Here is a 17,418-nt window from a genome sequence, read left to right as displayed (position 1 = left end):
AAATTTATACTAAAGCGGCGCTAATTCTCGCGGTCTTATCGTTTCCCGAGCAAGAAAGCTTATACCGGAACACCCGGGTCATCGAATTATGGCACGCGACGATCCGGTACACAGCCAGACAGCATCGAACGAAGACGATCCCTTACCGAACCTCGTAACCGTCGTGGGACGCGGTGTTCCCTCGTCGTTCGAGATCGCCGTCGACGGCGAACTCGAGATGGTCGCCGACGACCCGCTCGAGGACGCGACGATCGTTTCGAAACAGGTCGCCGAAGGGACGATCGACGTCGGCGTGAGGCGATTCCGATTCTCCGGACAGATGGCGAACGTCAACCTCGTGGACTGGAACGGCGTTCCCGCCCCCGAGTCTCCGAGTACGCCAACCGTCCACGTCGAGTACGGCGCTGCTAATCGGTAGTTCTTGCAGGCCGTCGAGCTCCGTGCTGGAGCAGACGACGGGCGCTCAGACGGGCGACTGTCCGTCAGTGTTGCTGTCGCTTGGAGTCGTATCTCATCGGTGCCAGTGCGGAGCGAACCCGATCCCGACAGTCGTTGCCAGCGTCGAAACCCCCTTCCCTCGAGCGACCCAATCGACGATAGCAATGCCGTCGGTCACCGTCAGCGCGGGTGCGCGCCTCCACGTCGGGTTCCAGAACCTCTCGCTCGCCAGGAGACGACTGTACGGCGGCATCGGAATCGGGCTCGAGGAACCTCGAGTGACGGTCAGTGCCCATCCTGCGGACGAAATCAGCACCGACGACCCACTCGTCCACGAGTATGCGACTCGGGCCACCGAGATACTCGCCATTCCCGGCGTCGAGGTCAGCCTCGATGAGCGCCTGCCACGACACGTCGGGCTCGGGAGCGGAACGCAACTCGCGCTATCGGTCCTCGCCGCGACGGCGCGTGCATACGACGTCGACCCCCGAATCCGTGAGTACGCCCCCGCGATGGGCCGGGGCGGCCGTAGCGGCGTCGGCGTCGGAACATTCGAAGACGGCGGCTTCGTCGTCGACGCCGGCCACCCCACCACTCGCTTTACGACCGAACCGCCGGCCGAAGGTGACTGGACGGTTCCGCCCGTGGTCTCGCGACACGCCCTTCCGCCGGAGTGGCGATTCCTCGTCGTCGTTCCCGACGCTGAACCGGGTCGGAGCGGCGAGGGCGAAGACGAGAGTATGCGAGCCGTCGTCGAGCGGGCGGATCCCGCGGTCGCCGACGAGATCGCCGGCGTCGTGACACGGAAGCTGCTTCCGGCGGCTGCAGAGGGTCGGCTCGACGAGTTCGGCGACGCAGTCGCCGAGATCGGCCACAAAAACGGCAGCTGGTACACCGACGCACAGGGCGGGATCTTTCGACCCCCTGCCGGCAAACTCGTCGAATCCCTCGAGTCCTGTCACGTCCTCTCGGGTGTCGGTCAGTCGTCGTGGGGGCCGGTCGTCTACGGCGTGACCGACGGTAACCACGCCGACGAAGCGGCGACGGCAGCCGAAGACGCGCTCGACGAACACGACCTCGACGGTCGCGTCGTCCTCTCGAGCGCCGCGATCGACGGGGCTCGAGTCCGAACCGAAGGCCACGGGAAAGCGACTACCGAAGCCCGAACAGATTGAAACGATGACGTGTTCGGAAATGATTAACTCGATTCCGTATTAGGGTAGGTTTAGGTAGGTGGGTCTCGAACACACGATCGATGCCCGAAGTCACGATCTCGGAACGCCTGTACGAAAAACTCGAGGAACAGACCGACGATAGCGTCGAGGACGCGCTGTGGGAGCTTATGTATCACTCCCACCGCGACTACTAACTCCCGGTAGTCGACCGCCGACGGCAGTCGCCGTCCGAGCTCGAAACCCGCTTTGCAGGGGGTTGTCGAACGTATCGATCGCGACCGTTTTCCCGAAACTCCCTTCGAAAGACGACACCGCCCCGGTTCCCGCGTCAACGAGTTACCGCCACCGAACGAGCGATAAGCCCTACGACCGATCGATTACACTGTCGCGAACCGACTCGCTTCCATCGCGCGAGAGTTCACTGCGGGATCCCCTCGATCAGATCCCGCGTGGCCTCCCTCGAGAACGCCTTGAGGGTTTCCGAACTGACGTTGCCCTCTTCGGTGACCGAGAGGATCGCCTGTGTGGCGGTTTCGTCGTCGGGGAACTCGCTGATGGTGATCGTATCGTACCGCCCCATCAGCATGTGAAACTCCCGCAGTTCGCCGCCCATCTCGGCGAACTGGTCTTCTATCCGGTCGATCCGCTTCGGACTCTCCCTGATGGTCTGTGCGCCACGCTGGGTGTACTGCCACAGAGTCACATATGTTGGCATAGCAAGACGACCTGCCCACGACGGTCGTTATAAAACTCACAGGCGGGATCAGAGGTGTGGGATATTGCGTATCGTCGATCCGGGTTCTCTTCGGACTCGAGTCGGCAGTTATTGCTCGCGTCGCAAGGGCTGGCGCTCGCCGTAGGTGAGCGTCCGCCAGACCCACTCGACGGGGCCGAATCGGTACCGGTTCAGCCAGGCGACCGACAGCGGCACCTGGATCGCCCAGATCAGGACCACCACGCCGAGCAACTCGAGTCTACTCAGTTGTGCGAACAGGCCGAGACCGTGGCCGTAAAAAATCGTCGTCGCGAGCACCGTTTGCAGGAGGTAATTCGAGAAGGCGGTTCGTCCGACGGCAGAGAGCGCATCGGTGACGTATCCACCGGCCGCAGTCCGACAGATGAGCATGATCCCCGAGACGTACGCGAGCGCGAGCAACAGCGCCCCCCAGTAGTTGAACTGACTGGCGAGCAACAGCACGCGGCCGGTCTCCCAGTCGACCAGTTCGCGATAGGCGACACCGGAGAGGATCAACGCGAGCCCCGACAGCGCGCCGACGACGAACAGCCGTCGATAGAACTGCGTGCTCCGCTCGTTCGAGAGGACGCCCCACTTGTAAAGCGCCATTCCGACGACCATCAGCCCTCCGAACTGCCAGAACGACTCGAACGCGAAGCCGAACGTCTGTGCCATGAAGACGACCGACGCGCGGTGTTCGATCTGGTCGAACCAGCTACCCTGGTAGGCGGCAATCTCCTCGTCTACGGCACCCCCCTCTGCGCCGTATCCCGCGAGTAACTGGGATTCGATCTCGGCCTGTGCGTTCGCGTCTACCATCACGTAGCCGGCCCCCGCTGCGAGGTAGATTAGCGACGGGAGCGCGAACATGACCAGCCCGAGCGCGAGCAGCCGTTTCGGCCGCCAGTTGCGCACGAACACGAGGATGAATCCACAGAGAGCGTACGCGACCAGAATGTCGCCGTACCACAGCAGATAGGCGTGTCCGAGTCCGATCGCGAGCAGCCAGAACCCGCGTCGGAAGTGCAATCGAAGCGCGGGTTGGCCCTTCCGCTCTTTCGACTCGACGAACAGGACGATACCGGCTCCGAACAGAAACGTAAACAACGTGACGAACTTCCGCTCGAAGAAGACGTGGCTGAGGAACCAGGCGACGTAATTCCCACCCGAGAGATCCCCGAACTGCGTCGGATCGAGCCAGCCGATCGTCGGCAGCGCGAACAGCCAGATGTTGATGACGAGGATCCCGAGCAGGGCAAATCCCCTGAGGACGTCGAGGCTCAGTATGCGGTCGGCGGGATCGGTCGGTCCCGCCCGATCCGTAGACTCGAGATCGGTCGTATTCGTCTCGGTCGCGTTCGGAGTGGTCCCATCAGCAGTGGAGGGTGATTCGGATGTCATACGTGGCTCTGAAGGCTGCGTGTGCTCTCTCTCGCACCCTATCAGTTAAAAAGCGCGAAAGTATTTCTAGCCGACAGATAGTGGCTGTCGAATCGAAAGCTCCTCGAGGCGGCCGACTACGGCTCCTCAAAGCCGGAATATCACCGTGTACGGTGTCCGGACCAACTATTCGTTTCTCCGCTCAGTCGTACTTCCGAAAGCCGATATCCCGAGCCATCTCTCGAAACGACTGTCGACACAGCCAGATATCGTACTTGCCGATCAGACCCTGTTCGCGACCAGTGTCTCTGCAGACGTGTCGGGTCCCGGTTCGCGAACTGTCGGCGCTGGCAGCGGCGGTCGATTCGTTCGAATCGTCGCCCGACTCACGCGCTGTCACGCCAACTCCTCCGCTCGCCGTCTCAATGACGGTTCGATCGTCGTATCATCACCGAGTTCCTCGAGAGCCGCGTCGGCGTTGCAGTCGGCTAACCCGTTGAGGGCGTGACGACGGAACTCACCGCGGAGTCCGCCCATACGGACGAGAATCGCGAGGTTCGTCGTCTCGTCTCCCTGGACGAGTGCGTCGATGGCTCCGTAGCGTTGCATCCGTGAAACGTTTTTCTTGACTGCCGTTTGGAACGTCGTGGACATCGTTCGATAGATTTCGTTGATTACCCGTCGATCTCTTCGAATGGCTCGAGCGTCGGAAACCGGTCGCCGATTACCTCCCAGTCGACGGTTCGTCGGTGAGCAGGCAGTGACCGATGTGACCCGGGGAGGACCGTCGCGGGGATGGCCGTCTCACCCTCACGGTACCAACATAGAGTCCCAATGTAATATATATTATTATCTAATCCAAAGTTTTTATTATACTCGGGAGATTGTCTTCGAACGCCGAAGCGACGTATTTCGTATGAAGACACGCGATTCAACACAGAAATTCGGCTGTATCATCGTCGGGGGCGGGATCCACGGGACGTACCTCGCCCAGCGTCTCCTCGAGGACGCACCGTTCGACAGGTCTGACGTGCTAATCGTCGATCCCCGCGATCGATTGCTGGCGTCGTTTCGTGAGAAGGCAAGCGCCTGCGGGATGGAGTCCCTCCGGTCGGCGTTCGTTCACCACATTGGAACCGAGCCGTTCGATCTCGAGAGCTTTGCCGAAGCGAACGATCGTGAAGACGAACTCGTTTCGACGGTCGACTACCCGTCGCGGCCGTCCCTCGATCTCTTTCTGGACTACTCGGCGTCCGTCATCGAACGGAAGGACCTCGAGTCGCTTCACCGACGGGCCGCCGTCGACGCGATTTGTGAACTCCCCGCCGGGACGGGTCTCCGGCTCGAGACCACCGATGGTCCCCTCGAGGCCGATCACTGCGTCATGGCGATCGGACACGGCGGTCGGTATCGCTGGCCGGACTGGGCGACCGGTCTCGACGGGGTCGAACACGTCTGGGAGGGGTTCGACCCGGACGCGCCTGTAGATCGAACCATCGTCGTCGGCGGCGGAATCACGGCCGCCCAACTCGCGTGTGAGTTGAGCGAAACGCAGTCGGTGGCAATGCTCTCACGGCACGCACTCGAGTGGGAGGTGTCCGAAGCGGATCCGCCGTGGATCAACTGGTCGCATATCGAACGGAACCTCCACGTCCACCCGCCGGGATCGAAGGAGCGGTACGAGATGATTTCGAAGGCACGAAACACTGCAACGGTTCCACCGTACCTCTACGACGAACTCGAGAAGCGAATCGACGAGGGGGCGCTCACGCTCGCACAGGGTTCGGTCGAGTCGGCGACGACCGAAGACGAGTCGGTTCGACTCTCTCTGGACCACGGGCTGGAGTTACTGGCCGATCGCGTCGTCCTCGCGACCGGATTCGAACCGGTGTTCGAGCACCCGTTCGTCGATCGAGTCGCCGACGAACTCGAGCTGTCTCGAGGCTATCGAGGGATGCCCGTTCTCGACGACGACACGCTGGCCTGGGAGCGTGAGGACGGGCGTTTCGTTCCGCTGTACGTCTCCGGGGCACTCGCGCTCGAATCGGCCGGGCCGTACGCGCCGAACGTTCCGGGAGCCAGGCGCGCCGGTGATCGGATCACCGCCGCCATTACACGGCGGCGTCCTGGGACGAACAGTCCGACCAAATCGACCCGCGGTACGGAAGTGTCCGATTGATCCGGCGGACGACTGTCAGTCAGTGCCGGCGTATCCGCAACCGGGGATGCGCTGTCGCCGGCTGACCGGTACGGGCGTGTTCTCGGCTGGACGGTACCCCGTCGATCGACGTTCGCTACGTCGGGATCGAACCGTTCGGTTTCGAGTCTCTGACACGGGATCAAAGAGAAAGCCCGCGACCCAGTCGCGGGTGGATATCAGTCTTGGGGACGGTACTCGACTCCAGTCAGGTCCATGTTCCGCGGCGGTTGCGGGTCGTACCCGTCGACGCTCGCCCGGGAGCCGTGTAGGTGGGAGTTGTAGGTGAGATAACAAAGCGGTGCGTCCTCGGTGACGGTCCGCTGGATCTCGGCGTATATCTCCCGACGTTCGGACGGATCGAGCGTCTGCCGCCCCTCCATGACGAGGTCGTCGATCCGCTCGTTGTCGTATCCGCTCGAGAGGTCGGTATCCGAAGAGTGGAAGTACCGTATCATCGTGTCGATGTCGCCACCCATGTTCGACGACCACGACTCCATGCTGAAATCGAACTCGCCGGCCTCTTTGGCCTCGCCGAGGGGCTGATACTCCGTGACGCGGATATCGATATCGAAGCCGACAGCCGCGAGTTGCTGCTGGATCGCCTCGGCAAGCCTGTCGAACTCGTGGGCCGTGTACGTCCAGAGTTTCACCTCCCGATCGTCGTCCCAGTCTGATTCGTCCAGCAACGCCTCCGCTCGTTCTGGGTCGTGACTGTAGCCATCGACGTCGCCGGCCGCCCAGCGATCGAGCGATGGGGGAATGGGACCGTCAGTGGCCGCCGTTGGAATTCCTTCCAGGAGGTCGACGATCGCCGACCGATCGGTCGCGTAACTGACCGCCTGCCGGACGCGGCGGTCGTCGAACGGCGGGGACGTGGTGTTGAACACCAGAAATCGCACGGAGTAGGTTTCGTGGACGTGGGGCTCGAGGTCGTCGTCGGCTTCGAGTGTCTCGAGTGACGATGCGGGCAGCCGGTGGGCGATCTCCGCGTCGCCGTTCTCGAGGCGAAACGATCGCGTCTGGTTGTCGGTCACAACGTTGTACACCACGCGTTCGACGCTCGGCTCCCGGCCGTGGTAATCGTCGAACCGGGACACGGTCAACGAGTCGCCCGGCTCCCAGGCCTCGAATTCGAACGGGCCAGTACCGATCGGCTCGACGACGTCGCCGTCCTCTATCGAGGCGCGGCTGATGATCGCCGCGTCGACGCGGGTCAGGTACGCCAGCATCGGTGCGAACGGCTCCGTCGTGTTGATCGCAACCCGCTCGTCGTCGAGTTCCTCGACCGACTCGAACGGAACTGCCGCGAGATTCGCCGACGCGTCGAACGACCGCTCGAGCGACCAGACGACGTCCTCGGCCGTCACGGGATCGCCGTCGTGAAAGGTCGCCTCCGAGTCGAGATCGAAGGTCCACGTCGTATCGTCTGTCGGTTCCCAACTGGTTGCGAGTGCCGGTTCGAAGTTGGCATCGGCCGTCACGTCGACCAGCGGTTCGAACAGTTGAATACCCGCATCGAGATCCACTGCCGGATCGAGGGAATCGAGATAATTCCAGTGGAGTGCGACCTCGAGCGTGTCATCGGCGTCGCTACCGCTGAGACAGCCTGCGAGCGTGAGTGCGCCAGCGCCGGCTAAACTGGTCAGGGCCTGTCGTCGGCTCAGGTGCATACTTACTGTATCCTCTCCCCCATATTAATAATCCAATGATATAGATTAATAGAACTTATTACCTGTCGGTTATTATCTATGGTGGTATGCGAAAACGAACGCTTTCACGGCGGGCACTGATCGGAGCGTCGGGCACGGTTGGCACTGTGGCGATCGCTGGTTGCCTCGGGAGTGACGAAACCACGGACACGTTCCGTGTGGGTTCTCCGTGGACGCCGGATTCGCTCGATCCGCTCACTGCCGGTTCGTTTCTCAAACGAATCGGTATTACCGAGACGCTCGCCAGTACGAACTACGATACCGAGGTCGCGCCGGGGCTTGCGGCCTCGTGGGAGACTGACGACGCAATCACGTGGACCTTCGACCTCGAGTCGGACGTCACCTTCCACGATGGATCGATACTCGACGCCGACGTCGTCACCGCCTCGCTCCGGCGCGTCGTCGACAGTTCGGAGTTGTCCGAGGTGCCGATTTCGGAGGTCGATCCGGTGGCCGACGACCGGGTCGAAATCGAGCTCGAACGGCCGTTTGCACCCCTGCCGGCGCACTTGACCCGGCCCGAAACGGCGATCGTACGGCCCGACTCGATCGACGGCGAGGAGGTCGTCGAACCGATCGCTACGGGACCGTTCGCCTTCGACAGTTGGACGCCGGAGACGAGCGTGACCGCGGTCAAACACGACGACTACCACGGAACTGAACCCACCCTCGAGACCGTCGTCTACGAGGGGATTCACGAGGCCGAGACGCGTCTGCTCAACCTCCAGAACGGCGATCTCGACATGGCACGGCTCCTCTCCCCGTCCCAGATCGAGACGCTCGAAGCCGACGACGATCTTACCGCACACACGTATCCGATCCCCCGATCGCGGTACGTCGTCTTCGACGTCGACTCCGAACCGTTCGACGACGTACGCGTTCGCCGAGCAGTGCTCCACGCGATCGACCGCGAGGAACTGACCGAAACCGTGCTCGAAGGCGTGACTGACGTCGCACGCGGTCCGTTTCCCGAATCGGTCACCCACTGGGCCAACGAGGGCCTCGAGCCGTACGACCACGACCCAGACACCGCAACGGCGCTGCTTTCTGACGCTGCCTGGGAACTCGACGATGACGTGCGCGAACGGGATGGAACGTCGGTTTCGATCGACCTGTGGACCTACTCCTCCCGACCGGTATTACCACAGATCGCGACCGTCCTGCAGGACCAGCTCGGAGCGGTCGGGATCGACGTCGACGTGACCACGATGGAAACCGGCGCAATCACCGAGCGAACCCAGACCGAGGATTTCGACGCGTTCATCTGGTCGAATTCGGTCCTCTGGTACCCGGATCCCGACCGCCTCGCCGATTTCTTCCACTCGACTGAGCAGGTCATGCACAGCGGTTACGACAATGCGGAGGTCGATCGACTCCTCGAGACCGCCAGAGAAACGCTCGATCCAGACGAACGGAAACGGCTGTACGACGAGGTACAGACGATCACGCACGAGGAGTTACCGATCGCGTTTCTCACCGATTACACGAACGTTCACGGGCTGGCAGCGAACGTCGAGGGGTACGACCCCCATCCGATCGAGTCGACGTACGGGCTGCAACACGTCACCACGTGAGCCAGGACGCCCGATCGGAATCTGCTGGCGTTCCCGAGTGCCGTCACGAGAACGTGTCCGGTGAGATGTGCTCGAGCGGTTCGGAATCGTCGTCCGAGTCGGCCGCGATCTCGCTGGCGAAGTGACACCGAGATCGTGCGTCATCGACGGCCTCCATCGATGGTGTCTCGCTCCGACACTCGGGTTCGGCGAGCGGGCAGCGCATATGGAAGCGACAGCCACTCGGCGGATCGACCGCGCTCGGGACCGATCCCGGTAATGAAGCCGCCGGGGTATCACCGGAGACCGACGGGATTGCGTCGAGGAGAGCGTTGGTATACGGGTGACTGGGTCGGTCGAACAGGGTCTCGGTCGGCCCACGTTCCATCACTTGGCCAGCATACATCACCAGGACCTCGTCGGCGACGTGACCAACGACCGAGAGGTCGTGGGAGACGACGACGTAAGTGAGGCCCAACTGTTCTTGCAGGTCGAGCAGCAGATTGAGGATCTTCGCACGGTTCGAGACGTCCAGCGCGCTGACGGGCTCGTCGAGGACCACCACAGCGGGTTCGAGCGCGAGCGCGCGGGCGATCGCGACCCGCTGGAGCTGCCCGCCGGAGAGCTGGTGGCGACGCCGGTCGGCGTGTGTCGGCGAGAGATCGACCAACTCGAGTAGTTCGTCGACCCGGTCGGTCCGTCGATCGGCGTCCCAGCCGGATTCGAATAGTGGCTCGGCGATCACGTCTCGGACCGTCGCACGCGGATTGATACTGCCGCGGGTGTGCTGGAAGACGACACCCACCTTGGCCAGTTGTTCGGCGGAGCGATCGGCGACAGTTCCAACGGGGTTGCCGTCGAGTTCGACTCGACCACTCGTCGGTGCTTCCAGACCCACGAGCATGTCGACGACTGTCGATTTTCCGCTCCCGCTCTCACCGACGATCCCCAGCGTCTGGCCGCGCTCGACCGAAACGCTGACGTCCTCGACCGCATCGAGGTACCGCCGATTTCCGCGGAGCCTGTCGACCCACGAGTCGGTGGTCTCGAACCGCTTCGAGAGGTTCCTGGCCGCGAGGATTGCCGCTGTGCCGTCGCCGGTTCGCGATGCGCTGGCGACTCGCCGTTCGCGTTCGTTCCCAGGCGGACGATCGGATCCGGCATGGCCATCGGTCGGTTCCGATCGAGTAGAGCGGTTCGCGCCGTCCATCACGTGTGCATCCGGGACGGTCTCGAGTTCACCACAGACGACCCGGTGGTCGGGTCCAGGATCGACGATCGGGGGATCGGACGTCCGACACGCGGCCGTCGCGTAGTCACACCGCGAGGCGAACGGGCAACCGATCTCGTCGAACCGATCGGGGACCGTTCCTTCGATCGTCGAGAGTCGGGTCTGTGGTTCGGCGTCGTCGATCAGACACTCCAGAAGATCACGCGTGTAAGGGTGTTCGGGCGCGGTGAGTACCTGCTCGGTCGGGCCGCTCTCCATCACCTGGCCGCCGTAGAGGACGACGACGCGGTCACAGCGCTCGGCGACGATCCCGAGGTCGTGGGTGACGAGTAAGACGGCCGTCTCCCCGGTCGCTGCCAGCGAGTCCAGTCGCTCGAGAATCGTCGCCTGAGTCGTCGTGTCCAGGGCCGTCGTGGGTTCGTCGGCGATCAGCAGGTCGGGGTCGCCGGCCAGGGCGATCGCGAGCATCGCTCGCTGGGCCATTCCACCGGAGAACTCGTGGGGATAGTCTCCCGCGCGGCTGCCGGGATCGGCGATGTCGACCTGCTCCATCAGTTCGATCGCCCGCTCGCGGTGGTCGCGCCACGCCTGGCGGTCGCTCACGAAGGGAACGTGCATGAAATCCGTCAGACGCTGGCGGTCGACGTCGTGGATTCGGAGGGCTTCGGCGATCTGCTCGCCGACGTCGAAGACGGGATTCAGGGTCGCCGTCGGATCCTGGAATACCATGCCGATCCGATCACCACGGTGTTGCCTGCGGATCCGATCGTCGACGTCGGTCAGATCGGTTCCGTCGAACCGGATCGAGCCGCCGACGATCTCGCCTGGGGATTCGAGACCCACGATCGAGCGGGCCGTGACGGACTTTCCGGAACCGCTCTCGCCGACGAGCCCGACGACCTCTCCTGGATCGACGGTGAAGCTTGCACCATCGACGGCGCGGACCGGTTCGACAGCAGTGTCGAAATGGGTCTCGAGATTTTCGACCGACAGCAATGGGGTGTCACGAGATACCATCGGTCACACCTCCTCGACGCGGGCTTGTTGCTTCGGATCGAGAGCGTCCCGAAGTCCGTCGCCGAGCAAGTTGAACCCGAGCACGGTGAGCATGATTGCGACGCCCGGCGCGTTGACGATCCACCAGGCCGATCGAACGTACTGGCGACCGCCGGCCAGCATCGTGCCCCATTCCGGCGTCGGCGGTTGGGCACCGAGTCCGATAAACGAGAGCCCAGCCGTCGCGAGGACGACTGTGCCGAGGTTCAGCGTCGCGATCACGATGACCGGATTGACGACGCCCGGGAGGAGGTGTCGTCTGAACAGGCGCAGTCGGGGCGTCCCGACGAGTCTAGCCACGTCGACGTACTTCCGCTCTTTGATCGTCAGGACGCTGCCACGCACGACGCGTGCGTAGGTAGTCCACCCAACGACGGCCAGCGCGATCATCACGTTCCGCAGGCTCGGTCCGAGGATGCCGGCGACGACCAGCGCCAGCACGAGCCCCGGGAACGCGAGCTGGACGTCCACGAGCCGCATGAACAACTCGTCGACCCAGCCGCCCGCGTATCCCGCGACCATCCCGACGGTCGTGCCGATGAGGACCCGCAGGGCAGTTACGAGGATGGCGATTCCGAGCGAGACACGTGCGCCGTAAACGAGCCGAGTAGCGACATCGCGGCCGAGCTGATCGGTTCCTAGCGGATGGGCGAGCGACGGCCCTTGCAGCCGGTTCGAGAGGTCTTGGGCAGCCGGCTCGTAGGGAACGATCAACGGGCCGACGATCGCCACGAATCCGAGAACGGCGACGATGAGGGCTCCGACCAACGTCAACCGGTTTGACCGTAGTTCGCTCACTGCCGTCCGGGCGATTGTCGTCAGCCGCTTCGACTCGAGTCGACTCAGCACACCAGCGACTGTACTCACGCGTGCTCACCTCCGAACTGGACCCGTGGGTCGAGCACGCGGTACGAGAGATCGACGAGCAAGTTCGTCACCACGAAGAGCACGGCGACGATGAGAACGACTCCCTGGACGACCGGGAAGTCCCGCGCGAAGATCGCGTCGACCAACATCATTCCTAGCCCCGGGCGCTGGAAGACGATCTCGATGACGACGGCGCCGTTCAGGACGAACCCGAACTGGAGACCGACCACCGTCACGACCGGGATCAAGGCGTTTCGCAGGGCGTGTTTATAGACGACGATGCGTTCGGCCGTCCCCTTCGCGCGGGCGGCGTCGACGTACTCTGCATCCAGAACATCGAGCATCGAGGTCCGGACGAGTCGGGTAACGATCGCGGCCATCCCGGTGCCCAGCGCGATTGCCGGTAACACCAGATGCGAGAGCCCGCCGGTCCCGGAAACGGGTGCGAGCCCGAGGTGGAGCGCAAAGACGATAATCAGGAGGTAGCCGAGCCAGAAGTTCGGCATCGAAACGCCGACGAGGGCAAACAGTTGACTGGCCTGGTCGATCCACGTCCCTCTGTAAACGGCACTGGCGACGCCGGTCGGGATCGCGATGACGAGTGCAACGGCCATCGCGGCAATCGCGAGTTCGATCGTTGCGGGGAGGGCGTCGACGATCATCGTCGATACCGGGCGGCCGGTGCGATAGGACTCGCCGAGATCCCGCTGGACGACGTCGGTGATCCAGTGCCAGTATCTGATCGGGAACGGATCGTCGAAGCCGTGTTCAGCACGGAAGGCGGCGACGGCTTCGGCCGATGGCTGCTGGCCGGTCTGGTGATAGAGGACTGCCCGGGCCGGATCACCCGGCGTGAGATACATCATGCCGAAGGTGAGCACCGAGACGCAGGCCAGTACGGCTGTCGAGGTACCGATCCGGTAGGCCAGATACTCGGCTGAAATCATGAGTATCCGGCGTCACCCCGTCGGCCAGTGGCTGCGTTCACTCGTTCGAGACCAACTATCGTACACCCAATATCCTCCGCTCATCGATCCAGGTCGACGTTCTCGAGATGGAACCCGTACTCGGTCGGATGCTGATCGTACCCCTCCAGATCGGTCGTCTGTGCGACGATCATCTCGTAGTACGTGAGGTAGGTGATCGGAACCTCCTCCATCGTAATCCGCTGGACTTCATCGTACAGTTCCTTCCGGCGCTCCGGGTCGCCGACGGCACGGCGGCCCTCCTCGAGCAGTTCGTCGACGCGCTCGTTGTCGTAGCCGTGGTGGAGCCCACCCTCGGTGGAGTGATAGACGTAGTGGAGACGATCCGGGTCGGCAGGCCAGCCGTAGACGTTCGCCGACCAGATGACGACGTCTGCCGCTTCGGCTGCGCGCTCGTGAATCGCCGACACTTCGATGACCTCGACGTCGACGTCGAAACCCACCTCACCGAGTTGGTCCTGGAGCACTGTCGCGATATCCGGCAACGCCGGCCGGTTCGGATAGGTTACGACCCGGATCTCGAGGGGTTCACCGTCGCGACGTCGGACTCCGTCTTCGGTCGCTTCCCACCCGGCGTCGGCGAGCAGGGAGCGCGCCTGCTCGAGGTCGTGCTCGTAGGGCTCGAGGTCGTCGGCCTCCCACTCGACGACGGAGGGGTAGGGACCGACGGCGGTGTCGGCGATCCCTTCGAGAAGGTCGTTAGCGATACTCTCCCGATCGATCGCGAAGCTGGCGGCCTGCCTCACTCGTTCGTCGTCAAACGGGGCAAATCTGGTGTTGAACTGGGCACAGCGCATCCGTGGGATCTCGTAGACGTCGACCCTGACGTCGTCCCGATCATCGAATCGATCGATCGCCGAGGACGGGAGGACCCGGCCCATTTCGGCGTCGCCGTTCTCGACGGCCAGCGCGCGAGTTTGGTTGTCCGGGATCGAATCGTAGACGACTCCTTCCACCGCGGGAACGGTGCCGTGGTAGTCGTCGAATCGGCTGAGTGCGATCTCTTCTTCCGGAACCAATTCGTCGAACTGAAACGGGCCCGTCGCGTGGGGCGTCACGACGTCCCCGTCCTCGTACGAATCCGGGCCCAGGATCGCAGCTTCGCGCATCGCGGCGTACGCTGGCAGCGGTGCGAACGGTTCCTCCGTTACGATTTCGAGTTCGTACTCGTCCGTTGCCCGCACGGTTTCGAACGGGACGTCAGCGAGCGAACTCGAGGTGAACGCTCGCTCCAGCGATGGAATCGCCGCCTCGGCGTCGAAGTGGGTCCCGTCGTGGAACGTGGCGTCGTTCCGGAGCGAAAACGTCCAGGTGACGTCGTCGTCGGCGACCGACCAGGATTCTGCAAGGGCGGGTGCGAGTTCGGCCTCGAAGTCGACCCTGACGAGACACTCGGTGAGGCCGATCCGCTGGAGGATCGTTCCGTTGTTGAGCGGATCGACCGACGAGATGGTGTTTCGCGACGCAACGCGGACGACCTCGTCCTCGCCGCTATCGGTGAACGCAGTACAGCCCGCGAGCCCGGCAATCGCTCCCCCAGCGGCGAGTTGCGTCAGTCTCCTGCGGGAAAGGGCTGTACGTGACGACTCGTCGGTAGCGGCCGATCGGTTTGGTCTTACCACAGTTATTAGAAATAAATCGTAATTTAATAAGTGTTGTTATCCTATCTTGTCGAGTTAATATGGGCCACACTGTCGACCTGCCGCTCGCCGTCCGGCTCTGCACACACCGAATAGCCACCGTCTGAGACGGCCCGGCGTGAGTCGATCAAGTCCGGGTGTATCGATCGACTCGACGCTTCTCGCCGTCAAGTTCGGACTCGAGGAAGCCGACGATCAGCTCCCCGGCACGTCTCGCACCGATCACGTTCCGAGCGAACGGGCCGAGAACCTGCTGGGCGGCGACGCCCGAAACCGCGATCCGCGATGGAGTTCCGTCGTCGCGCACCCACCGGAGCGTGTCGTCGTCCAGACTGGGCGCTCCGCGATAGCCCGCCTGCAGCGTCGATTTTCGCCGTAGCTGACGGAACAGCGCTCCGTCGTACGGCGATCCGAACCCCGTCGCACAGATCAGTTCGTCGAGGCAGAACGCGCTGCCGTCGCGACAGGTGACGACGACCGTTCCGCCGGCTTCGGTCGCGACCGCGATCTCCGAGCGCTCGAGTTCGACCCGCTCGCGCTCGAGCGCCCGCTTCAGTCGGCGAAACGCGTACGGGGGAATCGTTCCGTCGTACCGAGCCTCGGCGACCAACTCCGCCCGAGCGCGCGACGCCGGTGGGTGTGCGTGGAGCCGCTCGGTAACCCCCGAGAAGTGCATCCAGTCGGTGCTCGCCTCGAGCGTCTCCACGCGAAACGGGCTGCGGGCGAACAGAACCACGTCGCGTCCCGGCTGAGCGAGCGTCGTCGCGAGCTGTGCGGCGGTGATTCCGCCGCCGACGATGCCGACGCTCGCCGTTTCGTCGACCGCGTCGGGGTCGAACCCCTCCCAGACGTGGCTCACCGAATCCGTCGAGACGAGCTCCGTCGCCCACTCCGGGTACGCAACCGAACGGCCGTACCCGACGGCGAGGAGACACCACCGGGAGCTGACGGGTCCGTCGGTCGTCTCGATCTCGACGCAGTTGTGACGATCGACGAGATCCGTGACTCGAGCGTCCAACCGGATCGACTCGAGATCGTACCGATCGCAGAGTCGCCCGGCGTGATCGAAAAACAGCGACGCCGTCGGTCGCTCTGCGCCCACCGTCGTCGAACGAAGTTCGTCCTCGCGCCCGTGCGTTCGGGCGAAATTACGAAGCGAGAACGGGTCGGTGCCGACGTGATGGACGAACGGTGATCTGAACTCGACCATTCCGCACTGGCGACACTTCCGGCGAAACGACTCGAGGAGTCCAGGGGGGTCGACGATACGCAACTCGCTCCGATCCACCAGGCCGCGCTTTAGCAGGCGAACGGCCAGGTGGACGCCGTGAACGCCTCCGCCGACGATCGTGACGAGCGCGTCTGTAGCCGTCTCGCCAGTCCCCGTCCTACGACCCATCGATGGGGGAATCTCGCCCGACTCGAGGTGATGCGGCCGTCATCGACCGTTCACGCCAGCCGTCGGCGCGCCAGCACGTGTCCGTCGTGACACTTGCAGTTACACTCGAAGTAGGCCGCGTGAAATCCGGCAGTTTCGAACGAGTCGACGACCGAGTCGACGTCGGCTCGCTCCGTGACTTCGACGTTGACGATCGAGCGTTCGCCGCACTCGAGCGCCTCGAGCGCACGCTCGGCGGGCTGTCGCTCGGGCTGGAGCGCCTCGATGAGTATCGCTTCGACGGTCCACTCCGAAAGCGACGGGACGCGATCGGCTGCGGTCGCCGTCGAGACGGCCTCGTCGTCGTAGAAATATTCCGCGAGCTCCGGTCCGTCGAACGTCCGAAGTCGATCCCTCTCCGACTCGCGAAACCGGTTGACAACGAGGAAACAGTCGACGTCGTGTCGGTTCGCGCGGCGCTCGTACCTCGCGACGCTCTCGAGCGTTTCCGGCGTCGCGACGATAAACGCCGCGTCCAGCCGTTCGGCTCGCGCACCGATCGCCTCGGCGTCCGGCGGACAGTCGTCGACCGTCCACTCGAGTCCGAGCGCGCCGTCGGTGCCCTCGTCGCGATCGTTCACTAACTGGGCCGCCTCGCCGGTGACGTGTACGCGCGTTCGCTCGGACAGTCTAGCGGCGACGAGGGCGGCGATCGTCGTCTTTCCAGCACCCGCATCGCCGACGAATGCGACGTGACGCGTTCCAGACTCGGGCTCGCTCTCGGTAACTTCGGTCTCCGTTGACGTCGTGGACACAGCTAGTACTAACTGATATCTCTAAGATAATCAAAATTACTATTACTGGTTTGCTTTTTAATATCACTCTAAAAACACGAGGTGCCGGTGAGCGAGCGCGGGCTATAGTAACAACTGAAACGGTTTACACACCGATCGCATAACTCACGGGTCACTTCGTTCCCCGCTCGCCATATCGCGGTTCTCGTTCGTTACACTCACTCGCGGGTCGTTCCTCCCCGCTCGCCATTCCGCGGTTCTCGCTCACTCCGTTC

Annotated in this window: 15 protein-coding genes; 4 read left to right on the top strand and 11 right to left on the bottom strand. The window is 63.3% G+C overall.

The window, feature by feature from the left end:
- The first annotated feature begins 88 nt into the window (after positions 1-88).
- Positions 89-418 (top strand): hypothetical protein, encoded by a 330-nt coding sequence (locus EA473_RS06210; protein ID WP_124194802.1) that lies wholly within the window; start codon positions 89-91, stop codon positions 416-418.
- A gap of 184 nt (positions 419-602) precedes the next feature.
- On the top strand, positions 603-1,613 hold the full coding sequence (locus tag EA473_RS06205) for a beta-ribofuranosylaminobenzene 5'-phosphate synthase family protein (protein ID WP_124194801.1): 1,011 nt from the start codon (positions 603-605) through the stop codon (positions 1,611-1,613).
- A gap of 418 nt (positions 1,614-2,031) precedes the next feature.
- Here EA473_RS06205 and EA473_RS06200 read toward each other — a convergent pair whose 3' ends face one another.
- The 4 genes from EA473_RS06200 to EA473_RS06185 form a co-directional block, all read right to left on the bottom strand.
- Entirely contained in the window at positions 2,032-2,328 is a 297-nt protein-coding gene (locus EA473_RS06200) for a GYD domain-containing protein (RefSeq protein ID WP_124194800.1), read from the bottom strand.
- A gap of 108 nt (positions 2,329-2,436) precedes the next feature.
- Complete coding sequence (locus tag EA473_RS06195) at positions 2,437-3,750, bottom strand: DUF418 domain-containing protein (protein ID WP_124194799.1); 1,314 nt, start codon at positions 3,748-3,750, stop codon at positions 2,437-2,439.
- A gap of 181 nt (positions 3,751-3,931) precedes the next feature.
- Positions 3,932-4,129, bottom strand: coding sequence for a 30S ribosomal protein S14 (locus EA473_RS06190; RefSeq protein ID WP_124194798.1), 198 nt, complete (start codon positions 4,127-4,129; stop codon positions 3,932-3,934).
- The gene (locus EA473_RS06185; protein WP_124194797.1) at positions 4,126-4,383 is read right to left on the bottom strand and encodes a hypothetical protein; all 258 of its coding nucleotides are present in this window, start codon (positions 4,381-4,383) and stop codon (positions 4,126-4,128) included. Before EA473_RS06185 ends, EA473_RS06190 begins: the two co-directional genes overlap by 4 nt.
- A gap of 262 nt (positions 4,384-4,645) precedes the next feature.
- Between EA473_RS06185 and EA473_RS06180 the strand changes: the two genes are divergently transcribed.
- Positions 4,646-5,908 carry an FAD/NAD(P)-binding protein gene (locus EA473_RS06180; protein ID WP_124194796.1) on the top strand — a complete coding sequence of 421 codons (1,263 nt, stop codon included), beginning with the start codon at positions 4,646-4,648 and terminating at the stop codon, positions 5,906-5,908.
- A 197-nt stretch (positions 5,909-6,105) separates the two neighbouring features.
- On the opposite strand, the gene EA473_RS06175 is transcribed toward EA473_RS06180, so the two are convergent.
- Positions 6,106-7,599, bottom strand: a complete 1,494-nt coding sequence (locus EA473_RS06175) for an ABC transporter substrate-binding protein (protein ID WP_124194795.1) — start codon at positions 7,597-7,599, stop codon at positions 6,106-6,108.
- Between the two features lie 86 nt (positions 7,600-7,685).
- Here EA473_RS06175 and EA473_RS06170 point away from each other — a divergent pair, with 86 nt between their 5' ends.
- The gene (locus EA473_RS06170) at positions 7,686-9,212 is read left to right on the top strand and encodes an ABC transporter substrate-binding protein (RefSeq protein ID WP_124194794.1); all 1,527 of its coding nucleotides are present in this window, start codon (positions 7,686-7,688) and stop codon (positions 9,210-9,212) included.
- Between the two features lie 43 nt (positions 9,213-9,255).
- On the opposite strand, the gene EA473_RS06165 is transcribed toward EA473_RS06170, so the two are convergent.
- The 6 genes from EA473_RS06165 to EA473_RS06140 all read right to left on the bottom strand — a co-directional run bounded on the left by EA473_RS06165 (position 9,256) and on the right by EA473_RS06140 (position 17,164).
- The gene (locus tag EA473_RS06165) at positions 9,256-11,439 is read right to left on the bottom strand and encodes a dipeptide ABC transporter ATP-binding protein (RefSeq protein ID WP_124194793.1); all 2,184 of its coding nucleotides are present in this window, start codon (positions 11,437-11,439) and stop codon (positions 9,256-9,258) included.
- 3 nt (positions 11,440-11,442) lie between these two features.
- Positions 11,443-12,300 (bottom strand): nickel transporter permease, encoded by an 858-nt coding sequence (gene nikC, locus EA473_RS06160; RefSeq protein WP_243645205.1) that lies wholly within the window; start codon positions 12,298-12,300, stop codon positions 11,443-11,445.
- Between the two features lie 41 nt (positions 12,301-12,341).
- Positions 12,342-13,292, bottom strand: a complete 951-nt coding sequence (gene nikB, locus EA473_RS06155) for a nickel ABC transporter permease (protein WP_124194791.1) — start codon at positions 13,290-13,292, stop codon at positions 12,342-12,344.
- Between the two features lie 80 nt (positions 13,293-13,372).
- Entirely contained in the window at positions 13,373-14,953 is a 1,581-nt protein-coding gene (locus EA473_RS06150) for an ABC transporter substrate-binding protein (protein ID WP_165875215.1), read from the bottom strand.
- A 145-nt stretch (positions 14,954-15,098) separates the two neighbouring features.
- Positions 15,099-16,370, bottom strand: a complete 1,272-nt coding sequence (locus tag EA473_RS06145; protein WP_124194789.1) for an FAD/NAD(P)-binding protein — start codon at positions 16,368-16,370, stop codon at positions 15,099-15,101.
- A gap of 50 nt (positions 16,371-16,420) precedes the next feature.
- Positions 16,421-17,164 (bottom strand): ATP-binding protein, encoded by a 744-nt coding sequence (locus EA473_RS06140; protein ID WP_124194788.1) that lies wholly within the window; start codon positions 17,162-17,164, stop codon positions 16,421-16,423.
- Positions 17,165-17,418 lie beyond the last annotated feature (254 nt).

This window comes from Natrarchaeobius chitinivorans, assembly GCF_003841505.1.
GTDB classification, from domain to species: domain Archaea; phylum Halobacteriota; class Halobacteria; order Halobacteriales; family Natrialbaceae; genus Natrarchaeobius; species Natrarchaeobius chitinivorans.
This window is presented reverse-complemented; position numbering and strand designations above follow the sequence as displayed.